This is a genomic window from Kaistella flava (ex Peng et al. 2021), assembly GCF_015191005.1.
In the GTDB taxonomy this organism is placed as follows: Bacteria; Bacteroidota; Bacteroidia; order Flavobacteriales; family Weeksellaceae; genus Kaistella; species Kaistella flava.
The window spans coordinates 826,157-841,686 of the sequence record NZ_CP040442.1; the positions used below are offsets into that span (position 1 = coordinate 826,157).

The window sequence follows — 15,530 nt, forward strand, 5'->3', positions numbered from 1 at the left end:
TCAAACGCGACAATTAAATTTTATCTTTCTTACTGTTAAAAGTTCTCTTTATCAATTTATAGATTTCAAACCACATGACCGAAATAATTGCTGCAGAACCTGCAGTTAAGAGTTGATTTAAATTCAGTGAATTCAACTTAAAAAATTGAGTAACCGGATCAACATAAAGCATAATCATTAACATAAATAAGGTTCCTAAAGTAATATAGATTAAAAGATTATTCTTATTTCTAAAACTTTCAAACATGGTATAGTAGAACGATCTATTCGCAAAACTCAGTAAGATATTCGCAAAAATTAAAGTTGTGAAAACCATCGATCTCGTCAGATCTTCATCACCTCCATTTCTATAAGTTAATTGGTAAATGAACAGAACTCCGGCAGTGATCATTAATCCCTGAATAATACTGATGACCAATTCCCGCATCGTTAGGAAGGTTTCTGAAATTGGTCGTGGTTTTTGAGTCATGGTATTCTTTTCCATCGGTTCATTTTCATACACAATAGAACAGGTCGGACCCATCACCAATTCTAGAAATATAACGTGGACCGGCGTGAAAATTTGAGGAAAAGCCCAGCCTAAAAATAAGGGTAATGAAACGGTCAGAATAATCGGAATATGAATCGAAATAATATACTGAACTGCTTTTTTGATATTCGTATAAATCCTACGTCCGGCAGCAATTGCTGTCACCAGTTTTCCTAAATCATCGTTGGTTAAAATAACTGCAGCAGCGGCTTTTGCGATTTCAGTTCCTTTCTCTCCCATGGCCACTCCAATATGTGCGGCTTTTAACGCAGGTCCATCGTTGACGCCATCGCCAAGCATGACGACCACTTCATTGTTTTTTTTCAAAGCATTAATAACGCGAAGTTTTGCTTCGGGAAACATTCGGGTAAATAACACTTTTTGCTCAACGACTTTCATTAATTCCTCTTCCGTTAGATGAGTTATTTCATCACCATTAACTGGATTTGAAATTCCTGAAATTCCGGCTTGTAATGCAATGCTTTTTGTAGTTTGGGAATTATCACCGGTAATCACTTTGATCTTAATTCCGGCCTCTTTAAATTTTCTAAAAACTTCGTCGATTCCTTTTTTTGGCGGATCGTAGAAAACCACCATTCCCAGAAATTCAAATTGAATATCCTGCTGTCTTTTTGGAAAATCATTTCCTTCAAAGTTCGATTTAGCAACACCTAAAAGTCGATATCCATGCTTTCCAAAATCATCAATTTCCTTTCTGATTTTAATTTGATCTTCTTCAGAAAGTTGACAAACATTGATGATGGCTTCAGGAGCGCCTTTTGCGGCAATGATTCGTTCGCCTTTTTCATTTTTAAAAAGATGCGTCATCATTGGTGGTTTACCATCCAGTGGATATTCATGAAACATCTTGAATTCCGGACGAAGATCTACTTTTTGAGTTTCGCCATAAACCTGATGAAGCGATTTTTCCATCGGGTCAAAAGGAACGGGCTCACTACTCCACATCGCATATTGAATAAGTTCTGACACCAATTCGTCATTAAATTGTTCGTCATTAAAAACTTTGTCGTTTCCAAAATCATAAACCGCTTTCAGATGCATCGAGTTCTCCGTAATTGTTCCCGTTTTATCAGTGCAAATAACGGTCGCACTTCCTAAAGTCTCAACGATATTACTTTTTTTAATAATGATGCCGTCCCGCATTAATTTCCATGCTCCAAGAGCCATGAAGGTTGTGAAGGCAACGGGAATTTCTTCAGGTAAAATCGACATTGCCAAAGTCAATCCATTTAATAAGGAATCAACAATATTTCGAGTATGGTAATAATTAACGGCACAAACCAACAGGAAAACGATGACTCCGATAATAGCCATGTATTTCAAAAACTGCTCAATCTGCTTTTGCAGCGGAGATTTTTCATCTTTAATGGCTGAAATAGATTCTCCAATTTTACCAAGTTTCGTTTCTTTACCAATATGTTCCACTTCAAAAACAGCCAAACCAGAAACGGTGGAAGTTCCGTTATAAACTTGTCGGTCTTCAGAACTGTTGTCTTTAAAAACAGAAAAACTTTCGCCTGTTAGCGAAGATTCATTGACAGAAAAATCATTGCTGTGAACAATTTTTCCATCGGCATTAATCATTTTTCCTTCTTCGGTAATGCATAAATCTCCAACTGCAATTTCATGCGTAGGAATTTCCACAATCTTAGAGTTCCGAATGACGCGGCTTAAAGGTTCATTGAGTTTTTCTAATTCTTCCAGCGCTTTCTGACTTCGATTGTCCTGATAAAAAGATATGCCGGAAACCAGAATAATCGCCGCCAGCATAAAGAGTGCTTCACCGTAATTCCCAACGGCTAAATAAATGATGGCAATGATTATTAATAAAATCAACATCGGTTCGCGCAGGATGTCGAACAGCAATTTGAGCCAACTGCTTTTCTCCAATTGTTTCATTTGATTAAAACCAAATTTCTGATGAGAACGTTGAACTTCTTCGTCAGTTAAACCTTTTAAATGTTCGGGAATATGAAAAGACATCTATTGAATATTTGTCTACTAAAGGTAAGAAAAGTATCGTACAATTTCCAGTCATTTACTGAAAATAAAAAAGGAAAGAAAAACTAAATTTTCTTCCCTTTAAACTTTTATTAAAAACGATTTCTGTTATGGATAAGGTGCGATCGCAACTTCTAAACCGTCAATTTCTGCGGTGATGTGAATCTGACAACCTAAACGGCTGTTGTCCTGAACATGAAATGCTTCGCTCAACATGGCATCTTCTTCAGCTCCCATTTCGGTTAATTTATCTGATCCTTCCACCACATAAACCTGACAAGAAGCGCACATCGCCATACCGCCGCACACTCCGATGGTTCCTTCTTCTGCCAATTCGTATGAACGAATGACTTCCATCAAATTCATCGACATATCAGTCGGGGCAACCACTTCATGAATATCGCCGTTTCTATCGGTAATTTTAAGATTAATATCTTGCATCTGTTGTTTGTATCTTATAAATAGGGCTTTACCCTACTCTTTGTTAAATCGCCACTTCGTGACTTCATTTAGTTTTTTTAACTTCTTGGAAAACTAGTCAATTTTCATCACGACTGCTTTCTCTGCTTCTTTACGGCTTCCGTCGAACCCATCAATACCACTTACGGTGGTATATTTCAGCACGAATTTTTTACCTGGATTCAGCATATTGTAAACACTTTGACACATCAAAGTTGCTTCATGGAAACCACATAGAATCAGTTTCAGTTTACCTGGATACGTATTGATATCACCAATCGCATAAACACCCGGAATATTAGTTTGGTAATCCAAAGCATTATTTACCTTAATTGCATTTTTCTCAATCTCCAGTCCCCAATTTCCTAAATCCCCTAATTTCGGTGTTAAACCAAAAAGAGGAATAAAATAATCAGTTTCAATATCAAAGGTTTCCCCTTCTTTTTCTACTGTAATCGCAGTTAACTTGCCATCACCTTTTAAGCCAGTAACTTCTGCGGGAGTCATCATATGGATTTTCCCTAGATTTTTTAAAGCCTGCACTTTTTCAACAGAATCCAATGCTCCACGGAATTCATTTCTTCTGTGAATTAAAGTAACTTCGCTTGCAATATCTGCCAAGAAAATACTCCAGTCTAAAGCAGAATCACCACCTCCGGCGATTACTACTTTTTTATTTCTGAAATGTTCGGGTTCTTTAATGAAATACTCAACTCCTTTTTCTTCGTAATCTGCCAAGTTTTCCAAAGCAGGTTTTCTAGGTTCAAAAGTTCCCAAACCTCCAGCAATTGCAACTGCTTTGGCATGGTGAACAGTACCTTTATTGGTAATAACTTCAAAAGTTCCGTCTTCTAATTTGGTTAAAGTTTGGGCCGTTTCTCCCAAAGTAAATCCTGGTTGAAATTGTTTGGTTTGCTCCATCAAATTATCAACTAAATTTCCTGCATTAATAGAAGGAAATCCTGGAATATCAAAAATAGGTTTCTTCGGATATAACTCCGTTAATTGACCTCCCGGCTGCGGAAGTGCATCAATAAGATGACATTTTAACTTTAATAAACCTGCTTCAAAAACAGTAAAAAGTCCGGTCGGGCCGGCTCCTATAATCAATATATCTGTAGTAACCATTAATCTAAATTTTGGAAATAATCCCACAAATTTACAAAAATTAAAAGTACTATGCTGAGCCTCTTTATGATTTTTGTCATAATGAAATCGAATAAAACCAATGTTTTATCTTTGTGGCAAATTATTTGCAAAAGCAAACCCATGAAAAAGATTTTAGTACTATTTGGACTTTTATTCATCACTCTCGGAAACGCGCAGAAACTTCAGAACATCCAATCTGGTGAGGTTTTGCGTTACCGAATTCACTATGGACTTTTGAATGCGGGAACAGCGAGTTTAACAACTTTGAAAACGACTTACAAAGGTCAACCTCATTATTATGTCAAAGGATACGGAAGAACCACCGGAGCCGTTCGAGCGTTTTTTAAAGTAGAAGATAATTATGAAAGTTTCATTAATTACAATACAGGTTTACCAAGTTTTTATGTCAGAGATGTACAGGAAGGGAATTATACCCAACATTATGAAACGGTTTTTAACCACAGTAATCAAACTTTACTTTTGACTGATAAAGAAAAAAATATTACGAAGTCATTAAATTCCGTTACGGGCATTCAAGACATGTTGTCTGCTTTCTATTATTTAAGAAGTTTAGATGATAGCGAATTAAAAGTCGGAAGTGTGAAAAAAGTCAACATTTGGATTGATGATGAAATGTTTCCTTTTCAATTAAAAGTAGTTGGAACAGAAAACATCAAAACGAAATTTGGTTGGATCAACAGTTTGAAAATTGTTCCTCAAGTAATCAGTGGTAGAGTTTTTAAAGACAAAGAAGGCGTTACACTTTGGGTAAGCAACGATAGAAATCACGTTCCGCTTGCTATAAAAGCAGAGTTAGCGGTGGGATCATTGAAAGCTGATATTGATTCCTATTCGAATGTAAAATATCCACTCAATTTTACAAAGTAAATTATTAGATCAATAACTAAGAATAGAATAAACGGACCTTGTTCGTTTATTTTTTTTGATTTTTTTTGAAAGTGATGTAACAATATTGAGGTTTTCGTTGTCTTATTCCTAAACTATTACATGAAGCTCATTTTCACGACATTTCTACTTTTACTTTCTTTTATAAAGACGAATTCACAAACTGTTGCAAAAGACAGCATTTCAAGAAAGAAAATTACAATTACCAAAATTAGCAGTGCTCCAAAAATCGATGGAATCCTGGATGAAGAAGTTTGGAAAAATGCAGCGGTAGCAGAACATTTCATTGAGAGAAATCCGAACAACGGAAAACCGGAATCTCAGGATTTTAAAACCACCGTTAAAGTTCTTTACGATGACACAGGTGTTTATTTCGGTGCAACGATGTATGATCCAAATCCTGAAAACATTCAAAAGCAATTGGCAGAGCGTGATAATATCGGTAACGATGATGTTTTCGGAATTACCATTAATGGATATGACGATCATCAACAAGCGGTTTTATTCTTCGTTCAGGCTTCTGGTGTGCAGGCAGATGCGAAAATTATGTCAACTGCAAACGATGATTTCTCCTGGAATGCCGTTTGGTTTTCAGCAGTTAAGATTAACGAAAACGGTTGGACCGTTGAAATGAAAATTCCTTATTCAGAACTGCGTTTTCCGAAGAAAGATATTCAGAAATGGGGAATTAATTTCGTTAGACTGATTCAGAAAACCAATCAGAATTTAACTTGGAATTTCGTTGATAATAAAAAAGCAACTTATTTAATGTATGACGGAATTTTAGATGGAATCCAGAATATTCAACCTCCCTTAAGATTATCCCTAACACCATATTTTTCTACGTATTTGAATAATTTTGACGGTAAAACAACCACCAATTTCAATGGCGGAATGGATATTAAATATGGAATTAATGACGCCTTTACTTTTGACATGACGTTGATTCCAGATTTCGGACAAACCAATTTCGATAATTCTATTTTAAATTTAGGCCCTTTCGAACAGCAGTTTGATGAGCAACGTTCATTTTTTACTGAAGGAACCGAACTTTTTAATAAAGGAAATCTTTTTTATTCCAGAAGAATTGGTGGTAATCCGTCGCGATATCCTGAAACTTCAGTTGATGAAAAAGTGACCGAATATCCTGCTAAAGTAAAATTATTCAACGCTTTTAAAATTTCTGGAAGAACCAATAAAGGTTTAGGAATCGGATTTTTCAATGGAATTACCGAAAAAATGGAAGCCCAAATTCAAAATGAAAAAACCGGTGAAACCAGAAAGGAGGTCGTAGAGCCTTGGACGAATTATAATGTCTTGGTTTTGGATCAAAGGTTTCATGAGAATTCTTCGGTAACTTTAGTCAACACAAATGTCGTTCGCGACGGTAATTTCCGGGATGCGAATTCTACGGCTTTTCTGTGGAACATTAATGATAAGAAAAACATTTATAATTATTTCGGGGCAATCAAAGGCAGTTGGGTGATGGATGACGGCACCAAATTCGGATCTCGAGGCCAAGTCGGTTTCGCTAAAAATTCCGGAAAGAATCAATTTAAATTTGATGGAAATTTTGTTACGAAAAATTGGGACATCAATGATTTAGGCTTTTCTACGTCAACCAATTTCGCCAATTACAACAGTTACTATGGATATCGGATTTTAGAACCAACGAAAAAATTTAATAATATTTATCTGAATTTTAATGTCAATTATTACCACCGATTAGAGCCTTATCTATTTACCAATTTGGTGATTAATCACAATAATCAGTTTACGAATAAGAACTTTAGAAGTTACGGCGGCGGTTTTGAATTTACGCCTTTTGGTGAAAATGACATTTACGAACCTCGAACAGAAGGTCGATTTTTAAAAACTCCTTCTTATTTAAATACCTGGATTTGGACTGAAAGTGACAGTCGAAAAAAGTTTCAGTATAATTTGAATTTTGATTATTACGCTTATAATGAAAAAGGGAGAAATCTTGTAAGTCCCTCAATGTATTTAAGATATCGTTTCTCCGACAAATTCAATACTGTTTGGAGATTTAATCCGTCTTTTAGTAACAATGAAAATGGCTTTGCAGGAAAAGAAGGCACTGAGATCTACATGGGAAAAAGACAGCGAAATACCTATGAAAACAGTTTCACTTCACAATATACCTTTAATGATAAAATGTCTCTTTCATTGGCTTTCCGTCATTATTATTCAGATGTAACGTATAAAAGTTTCTTCACTTTGAATCAAGACGGAACTTTAACTTCTACTAATAATTTCGACAAGAATCTTAATGGAACTTATAATTCCTGGAATGTCGATTTGCGCTATTCGTGGTGGTTTGCACCCGGAAGCCAACTTACTTTGATGTATAGAAATGCCGTTCAAGATTATTTGGGAATTTCAAGAATGAAGTTTAAGGATAATTTCAGCACTTTATTTAATGAGCCGATGGTCAATAATATCTCTTTGAAATTAACCTATTATCTGAATTATAATCAGGCGAAAAATTGGTTTAAAAAGAAAGAATAATTTTAAACTCTGCACTTTATAACGAAAAAACTTCCAGATCATTCCGGAAGTTTTTTTATTTTATTTAAAGCCGATTCGAAGAGAATCAACTTGAATTTCTCTTTAATTAAAGAGTCTTGAATTGCTCCAACATTCTTTTATCATTTTCAAAGAACATTCTGATATCGCTCATCTGATACATCAACATTGCGATTCTTTCGATTCCCATTCCAAACGCGTAACCAGAATATTTATCAGCATCAATATTCACGTTTGCTAAAACGGCAGGATCTACCATTCCACAACCCATGATTTCTAACCAACCTGTTCCTTTGGTAATTCTGTAATCGGTTTCAGAGTTTAAACCCCAATAAACATCAACTTCTGCACTTGGTTCGGTAAATGGAAAATAGGAAGGTCTTAATCTGATTTTTGATTTTCCGAAAAGTTCTGTTGTAAAGAACTGAATCGTTTGTTTTAAATCTGCAAAACTTACATTTTGATCAATATACAAACCTTCGATCTGGTGGAAAATACAGTGTGAACGGGAAGAAATTGCTTCATTTCTGAAAACCCGACCCGGAGATAAAATTCTCATTGGCGGTTCATTTTCTTCCATATAACGGATTTGAACCGAAGAAGTATGCGTTCTCAATAATAAATCTGGATTGGTTTCGATGAAAAAAGTATCCTGCATATCTCTCGCCGGATGGTATTCCGGAAGATTTAAAGCGGTGAAATTATGCCAGTCGTCTTCAATTTCCGGTCCGTCTGCCACAGCAAAACCGATCGATCTGAAGATTTCGATAATTCTGTTTTTCACTAAATTGATTGGATGACGAGATCCTAATTCTGAAGGAAAACCTGGTTTGGTTAAATCGTCTTTTTCAAAAAGAATGCTGGAAGTTGTGGCGCTCTTTAAACCTTCCAACTTTGCTTCTACCGCTTGTTTTAAGGTATTAATTTTTTGTCCGAATTCTTTTTTCTGTTCGTTCGGAACTTGTTTGAACTGCGCCAAAATATCATTGATAATACCTTTTTTACCGCTGAATTTTATGCGGAACTGCTCAATTTCATCTTTATTTATTGAACTGAAATTTTCTACTTCAACCAATAAGGCATCAATCTTTTCTAACATTTTCTTTATTATAAGTGAGTGCAAAAATACAATTTTTCGGTTAAAAGGCCTTACCAGATTATAACTAAATTTATTTTTGGAGAATCAAGAACAAAAAAGTGTTTTGATTCTAACCTTAATTTTTTTTTAATTGCTAAACTTTTTTAACACATAAGTGACATTAGTTTTAAAAGTAAAGTCAAGATCACATTAGTTTTTAATGCAATAGCCCGAAGGAAAACTTAATGCTCTTAACTTCTTAATCAGAACTTAATGGTTCAAGTGCAAAGAATGTTTTACTTTAAATTAGTATAAAAACTTTGTGCGTTTGTTATTTAAGAATCTACTTCTCCATAAATTCTAAAAACTGCTCAATTGCTTTTTTACGATGGCTGATTTTGTTTTTATCTTCGGCTTTCATTTCTGCAAAAGTAATCTCATAATTCTCCGGAATAAAAATCGGGTCGTAACCAAACCCTTTTTCACCACGAACTTCTTTCGTTAAATTACCGTAAACTCTACCTTCAAAATAGTTCGTTCCCGTTTCATCAACCAAACACATTACGGTTACGAAATAAGCTTTGCGGTTTTCTACGCCTTCTAATTCTTCTAAAACTTTCGCCATGTTTTTGGCAAAATCGTGATCACCTGCATAACGCGCAGAATAAATTCCAGGTCTTCCGTCCAGCGCTTCTACAACTAAGCCAGAATCGTCTCCTAAACTTGGTTTTCCCGTGGTATCGAAACAATATTGTGCTTTGATTAAAGCGTTGGCGTGAAAACTATTTCCGTCTTCTACAATTTCATCGTGAATATCATAATCAGTGAGAGAAGTCACGGTGAAGTTTTCTCCTAATATTTGTTGAATTTCTTCTTTCTTGTGAGCGTTGTGAGTGGCGATGAGGATTTCCTTTTTCATTGATAATGGGTAATGAGTAATGAGTAATGAGTAATATTAAAAAATGCTGTTATTTAAACTTTGTCAAAGATTTAAACTTTGACAAAGGGTATTAATTTTCGTTGTAATGAACTCTGTATTTTTTGGTAAACAGAAGATAAAATGTGGTGAAAAGTACGATTCCAATGGCCAGAATTAGCCATTCCGACATTTTAAAGGTTTCGGCGAAACTTTCTGTTTTATTATAAAAAATTAAAATAGAGGAACATAAATTATTAAATGCGTGCAAAAGAATCGGTAAAAGCAGTGATTTTGTTTTGTAATAAACCAAACCAAGAACGCTTCCCAATAAAACTGCACCTACAAATTGCCAGGGATTTCCATGAACCAATCCGAAAACTACGGCAGAAATAATTATCGCAGTTTTGGGTTTCAATCCTTTGTTAAGAAGTCCTTTCATAATAATTCCACGGAAAACAATTTCCTCAAATAAGGGCGCCATCACGACAGCGAGCACAATTAAAGTGGCTTTATCATTGGTCATTTGATCCATTAATCTTGAAAAATATTGATAGTATCCTCCAAAGAATGGTCCGGTAATCGGAATTTGTGAAGTGATGAATTCAGCAATAAACATCATTCCGAGCATCATCGGAAAGATCAAAAGATAGGTCATCAAATTGGTCTTCGAGAAATTGAAATTCAATTTTTGCCCAGTTGTTGGTCGACAGACGAAATAATCGAACGCGAAAATGGCTGATAAAAATCCAGCTGCATTGGCCAATAATAAATAATAATCCTGGTATTGGAGGTTGATCTTAAAAACGAAAACTGAGAAGACGTTTAAAACGGCAATCAAAGCACTTCCGGCGAAAAATCCACCAACCAAAGCGAGCGCTCCTTTACCGTCAAAAACGAATTTTTTCCAAACCGGTTTATCTTCCATGAATTTTTAATTTGGGCAAAGATAAATCTTTAAATAAAAACCGACGAAGCCCACGAGTTTATTTCTCTACGAAAATTCCAACTCTTTAAAAAAGAAGGAATCGCTTCCATTTTCATTTTCGATAAAAAAAAACGATTTTTGCAAACTCAAATATAATTATGTCAGATCTACTTAAAGAAATAGGGAAAAGAAAAACCTTCGGAATTATTGCCCACCCGGATGCCGGAAAAACCACGCTTACGGAAAAGCTCTTGCTTTTTGGAGGTGCGATTCAGGAAGCTGGTGCGGTAAAATCGAATAAAATTAAGAAAGGCGCCACTTCCGATTTCATGGAAATTGAAAGACAGAGAGGGATTTCTGTAGCAACTTCTGTTTTGGCATTTGAATATAAAGGTCACAAAATCAATATTTTAGATACGCCAGGTCACAAAGATTTCGCGGAAGATACGTACCGAACTTTAACGGCAGTTGATTCTGTAATCGTGGTAGTTGATGTTGCAAAGGGAGTTGAGGAACAGACTGAAAAATTGGTTCAGGTTTGTAGAATGCGAAATATTCCGATGATCGTTTTCATTAATAAATTGGACCGTGAAGGAAAAGACGCTTTCGATTTGTTGGATGAAGTTGAGCAGAAATTGGGATTAACTGTTGTTCCACTTTCGTTACCAATTGGTATGGGAAGTGATTTCCAAGGGATTTATAATATTTGGGAACATAATATTCAATTGTTTTTAGAAGAGAAAAAACAAAGAGTTGGAAGCGCAGTTAAGTTTGATGACATTAATGATTCAAAAATTGATGAGGCGATCGGTGAAAAAGCCGCAGCAACTTTAAGAGAAGAATTAGAATTGATTCAGGAAGTTTATCCAGAATTTAATCGTGAAGATTATATGAACGGTGATTTACAACCTGTTTTCTTTGGTTCAGCTTTAAATAATTTTGGTGTTCGCGAATTGCTGGATGCGTTTATTGAAATCGCACCCAATCCACAGCCGAAAGAAAGCGATACCAGATTGGTAAAACCAGAAGAAAAAGATTTCACTGGATTTATCTTTAAAATCCACGCCAATATGGATCCGAAACACCGCGATAGATTAGCTTTCGTGAAAATCGTATCAGGAACTTTTAAAAGAAATGAAAATTATCTCTTAGTTAGAGAAAATAAGAAAATGAAATTCTCTTCGCCAAATGCTTTCTTCGCCGATAAAAAAGAAGTCGTTGACGAAAGTTTCCCCGGAGATATTGTAGGACTTCACGATACTGGAAATTTCAGAATTGGTGATACTTTGACCGGTGGTGAAAAAATGAGTTTCAAAGGAATTCCGAACTTCTCACCAGAGCATTTCAGATATATTAATAATGATGATCCATTAAAAGCGAAACAGTTAGCGAAAGGAATCGACCAGTTAATGGACGAAGGTGTGGCGCAATTGTTTACGTTGGACATGAACAATAGAAAAATTATCGGAACAGTTGGAGCGCTTCAATACGAGGTTATTCAATACCGTTTGGAGCATGAATACGGTGCTAAATGTACGTATGAACCACTTTCCATTCACAAAGCTTGCTGGATTGAAGCTGATGAAAAATCTGAAGAATTCAAAGAATTTGCCAGATTGAAACAACGATTTATGTGTAAGGATAAATATGGACGTCCGGTATTTTTGGCCGATTCTTCTTTTACGATTCACATGACTCAGGAGAAATTCCCGAACGTGAAATTGCACTTCATCAGTGAATTCAAACAAGACTAAGATCTTTTATAAATTTAGTATCAAAATATTTTAACCACAAAAGGCACAAAAGTTTTACCTAAAAATGAACTTGGGAAAGGTCACATAAGTTCTCCGAAAATCAAAGATTTTCAACTTTGTGTTCTAAATATTTTCAAGATAAAACTAATTCTTATGTGACTTTTGTGGTTTTAATAAAATTTCAAACAGGAATAATTTGTAAAGTCTTTGTAAATTAATTTGCAAAACACAGATAGAGAGACTCTTAATGATTTTAAGAGTCTTTTTCTATTTTTAAGGGAATGCTATTTGATTACCTTGCACCGATTAAAATTTAAAAATCATCATGAAAAAAATATTTGCCACCTTGCTACTTTTGGGTCTTTTAAGTTCTTGTAGTAAGCAGGAGTTTTCCGACGCAACAAGTTCTATCAAAAGAGCCGACAGTCTTTTTATGAAGGCCAATGACGGTTTAAAAACCATAGATTCCATTTCAAAAAGAATTAATGATTCTGATGGAATTGCAAGAAAGGTCCTTATTCCAACAATTGAAAAACAGACTAAAAGAATCGACAGCACTTTGAAATCCGGAAGTTGGAAAATCGATTCTCTTCATAAAGATATTGCAGAAATTACGAAGAATGTAAAGGTTGGAACAGACGTTGCGAAAACTTTAGATTCGGCCAATAAAGCACTTCAAAACGGTGAGAATGCACTTTCCGTTTTAAGCAAAACGGCAGATAAAATTCTGAAAAGAACGCAAGCCCAAAAAACGAATACTTCAGCGAAAACTGAAAGTCAAAATCCAACAACGAATCAAAATAATACGGTTGTCGTTCCACCAATTGTGGAAAAAAACCCTTTGGTTAAAACGGCGATTTTAGAAATTCAGGTAGATGACATTTCTCAGGCAAAATCGATTTTGAAACAGAAAATTCGCGAAAGTAGTGCTGATTTGGTTTCGGAAAATTTCAGTAAACAGGAAGGATTTGAAAGGGAATATATTACGGCAAAAGTTCCGTTGTATAATTTCGACAATTTGGTTTCTACGGTATCAAATGGATTGGGTGAAGTTAAATCAAAATCAACTGAAAGTCAAGGAATCGATTATATTTCAAGCCAAATGTGCGATGTAGAAATCACTTTAGTTCAGAAAGAGTTAACTACTTCAAATCAAATCGTTACAGACAGCAGTGATAAATACTCTGATTCATTTGGTTCAAAATCTTCGTCAGCATTTATGAGTGGCTTTAAAGTTCTTGGAGATATGATGGTTGCGATTCTCCCCTTCTGGCCCATCTTTTTAATTGCGGGTTTAATCTTCTATTTTGTGAGACGAAATAAAAAGAATAAGGAGTTGAAATTATTAGAAAATCAAAGTTCTGTTTCTGTTCAAAAAACAGAAACCACTACTCCATCTGATATCGCAGAAAAGAAAAATAACGAAGATTCTGACGAGCCAGATTATTCGAAATATTTGCCGAAATAATAATTAAAAACCACAAAAGTCACAAAAGAATTATGACAATAAAAGTGATTTACTAATCGTTTTAAAGTCCATGAAATTACCTCGCTAAATCAATTTCAATTGGCTAAAGATAATATCTACTGATGTAATTATAGAAATAACTGTGTTTTTTTTTAAACACAAATGTCACTAATGATTTTCACAAATGTCACTAATAATAAACTGCATTTAAAACAGAAAGGACGAAGAAATCAAACCATTTCTTCGTCCTTTATTTATGTAATTCGTGCACCTATTTGTGCAATTAGTGTTTACAATTATTCCTCACTCAAAGCATAAACTGCGAAACTCGCTAACCAGTGATCTCCACCGTAATTACCCTGGAAAAGCAAAGGTAAAGCGTTGGCTAAAAATTTATCGGAGGTTGTCGCAAACTGTTTTTTAAGCGGATGATTGTCAGGTAATGATTTAGAAATCCCCTTCATCGTCCAGGCTCTGGTAAAGGAAAGTCCGACCAAATGAACGGTTTGAAAATCATTAATATCACTGATGATTGGGATTTCCGAAATATTAGCAATACTTTTTTTATCGTAAAATTGATTGAACCATTTTACGAATTCTTTTTGAGGCAGAATTCTTCGCATCAAATCAGCAATTTCAAGACTTGGCGAAAAGAAATCACTTCCGTCCGGTTCCAGATAAGCCGGCGTTTTATGATCTTTTAAATAGAAGTATTTTGCTTTTTCCACCAGCTGATTTTCGAATACTTTATCATTTGCTGTTCTGGCCCAATCAATTGCAAAAGCCATGGCAAAGGCAGAATTCGGATGAACTCCAGTTCTGTTTGGATAGGTTTGTTTGGGTAAATAAATTTTCCAAAGTCGCAGGATTTCATCGGTTAAAGGGTTTAAATTTTGATGCCAAACCTTCGCTTGAGGATCATCCCAGGTCATGAGTTCTTCATCTAATTTCAGCAACCACGCCCAACCATACGTTCTTTCAAAATTCATTGAAACCGCATATTTTGTAAAGTAGGCCGATTCTTCTTTTATTTTTTCGGGCTGAAAAGAAGCGTTCAAAATTTCAAGGATTTCTTTTTTATTAGCCAAATGTGGTTTTGACTTTAATAAGCGAACCAACATCCAATGTCCGTGAACAGACGAATGCCAGTCGAAACAACCGTAGAAACTTGGATGTAATTCGGTGGGAGTTAAAGTCGCTTCCTTTTCATTATTAATGATATGAGCCGTTTTATTGGGATATTCCTGATTGATGCATTTCATTGGTTTCTCGGCCAGTTTCGTTGCGATATCGTCCGTGAATTTTGGCAAGTCCTGAGCGTTTACAGCGAAACTGAATAAGATTGCAATTGGAAAAAATTTATTCATTTTTAATTTAATTAGAGGTAATAGAATTGTGGAACTACTTTTAACGCAAAGACGCAAAGAGAATTTTTACAATTCGAATGTTTGTGAAATGCTTTTAGGGCGCAAAGGATTTTGACTTCGTCGAATCTTCTGTTTCACTTTGCGAAGGTCGCAAAAAGATGATCATTTAATCTTGTCAGGGTTCTGAACACTGACAAGGTTTTGCGGAATATAAATTATTGAAGAAAAGTAATTTCTAAAATTAAAAACATCAGTTATTTATTTGTCCAATTTGCAGCCCGACTTGAACGGAGCTCTTTTTTATTTTTGTCTGAGCCTCTCGTGGCAGTTGAGCCTGTCGAAACTAAGCCATCAATAATAAAAGCGGGAACCCTTCGACAAGCTCAGGATAAATTCAGGCGGAAATG

At 35.2% G+C, this 15,530-nt stretch carries 11 protein-coding genes; 4 read left to right on the forward strand and 7 right to left on the reverse strand.

All coding sequences use genetic code 11. The features are described 5' to 3' along the window. Window positions 1-13 precede the first annotated feature (13 nt). The 3 genes from Q73A0000_RS03740 to Q73A0000_RS03750 all read right to left on the reverse strand — a co-directional run bounded on the left by Q73A0000_RS03740 (window position 14) and on the right by Q73A0000_RS03750 (window position 4,138). Window positions 14-2,533: a cation-translocating P-type ATPase gene (locus Q73A0000_RS03740; protein WP_193812749.1), complete on the reverse strand. Its 2,520-nt coding sequence runs from the start codon at window positions 2,531-2,533 to the stop codon at window positions 14-16. Between the two features lie 126 nt (window positions 2,534-2,659). Beyond that, window positions 2,660-2,992 (reverse strand): 2Fe-2S iron-sulfur cluster-binding protein, encoded by a 333-nt coding sequence (locus Q73A0000_RS03745; RefSeq protein WP_193812750.1) that lies wholly within the window; start codon window positions 2,990-2,992, stop codon window positions 2,660-2,662. Between the two features lie 93 nt (window positions 2,993-3,085). After that, window positions 3,086-4,138: an NAD(P)/FAD-dependent oxidoreductase gene (locus Q73A0000_RS03750; RefSeq protein WP_193812751.1), complete on the reverse strand. Its 1,053-nt coding sequence runs from the start codon at window positions 4,136-4,138 to the stop codon at window positions 3,086-3,088. Between the two features lie 141 nt (window positions 4,139-4,279). Between Q73A0000_RS03750 and Q73A0000_RS03755 the strand changes: the two genes are divergently transcribed. Together Q73A0000_RS03755 and Q73A0000_RS03760 are read left to right on the forward strand one after the other, a co-directional pair. Further along, window positions 4,280-5,047 (forward strand): DUF3108 domain-containing protein, encoded by a 768-nt coding sequence (locus Q73A0000_RS03755; protein ID WP_193812752.1) that lies wholly within the window; start codon window positions 4,280-4,282, stop codon window positions 5,045-5,047. A 120-nt stretch (window positions 5,048-5,167) separates the two neighbouring features. Then, on the forward strand, window positions 5,168-7,594 hold the full coding sequence (locus Q73A0000_RS03760; RefSeq protein WP_193812753.1) for a DUF5916 domain-containing protein: 2,427 nt from the start codon (window positions 5,168-5,170) through the stop codon (window positions 7,592-7,594). Between the two features lie 106 nt (window positions 7,595-7,700). Here Q73A0000_RS03760 and pheS read toward each other — a convergent pair whose 3' ends face one another. The 3 genes from pheS to Q73A0000_RS03775 form a co-directional block, all read right to left on the reverse strand. Continuing rightward, complete coding sequence (gene pheS, locus Q73A0000_RS03765; RefSeq protein ID WP_193812754.1) at window positions 7,701-8,711, reverse strand: phenylalanine--tRNA ligase subunit alpha; 1,011 nt, start codon at window positions 8,709-8,711, stop codon at window positions 7,701-7,703. A gap of 322 nt (window positions 8,712-9,033) precedes the next feature. Beyond that, complete coding sequence (gene rdgB, locus Q73A0000_RS03770; protein WP_193812755.1) at window positions 9,034-9,609, reverse strand: RdgB/HAM1 family non-canonical purine NTP pyrophosphatase; 576 nt, start codon at window positions 9,607-9,609, stop codon at window positions 9,034-9,036. A gap of 91 nt (window positions 9,610-9,700) precedes the next feature. After that, window positions 9,701-10,534, reverse strand: a complete 834-nt coding sequence (locus Q73A0000_RS03775) for a CPBP family intramembrane glutamic endopeptidase (RefSeq protein ID WP_193812756.1) — start codon at window positions 10,532-10,534, stop codon at window positions 9,701-9,703. Between the two features lie 158 nt (window positions 10,535-10,692). Between Q73A0000_RS03775 and Q73A0000_RS03780 the strand changes: the two genes are divergently transcribed. Both Q73A0000_RS03780 and Q73A0000_RS03785 read left to right on the forward strand, forming a co-directional pair. Continuing rightward, window positions 10,693-12,288, forward strand: coding sequence for a peptide chain release factor 3 (locus Q73A0000_RS03780; protein ID WP_193812757.1), 1,596 nt, complete (start codon window positions 10,693-10,695; stop codon window positions 12,286-12,288). A 325-nt stretch (window positions 12,289-12,613) separates the two neighbouring features. Continuing rightward, window positions 12,614-13,756: a DUF4349 domain-containing protein gene (locus Q73A0000_RS03785; RefSeq protein ID WP_193812758.1), complete on the forward strand. Its 1,143-nt coding sequence runs from the start codon at window positions 12,614-12,616 to the stop codon at window positions 13,754-13,756. Between the two features lie 296 nt (window positions 13,757-14,052). Here Q73A0000_RS03785 and Q73A0000_RS03790 read toward each other — a convergent pair whose 3' ends face one another. Continuing rightward, on the reverse strand, window positions 14,053-15,123 hold the full coding sequence (locus Q73A0000_RS03790; protein ID WP_193812759.1) for a DUF2891 domain-containing protein: 1,071 nt from the start codon (window positions 15,121-15,123) through the stop codon (window positions 14,053-14,055). Window positions 15,124-15,530 lie beyond the last annotated feature (407 nt).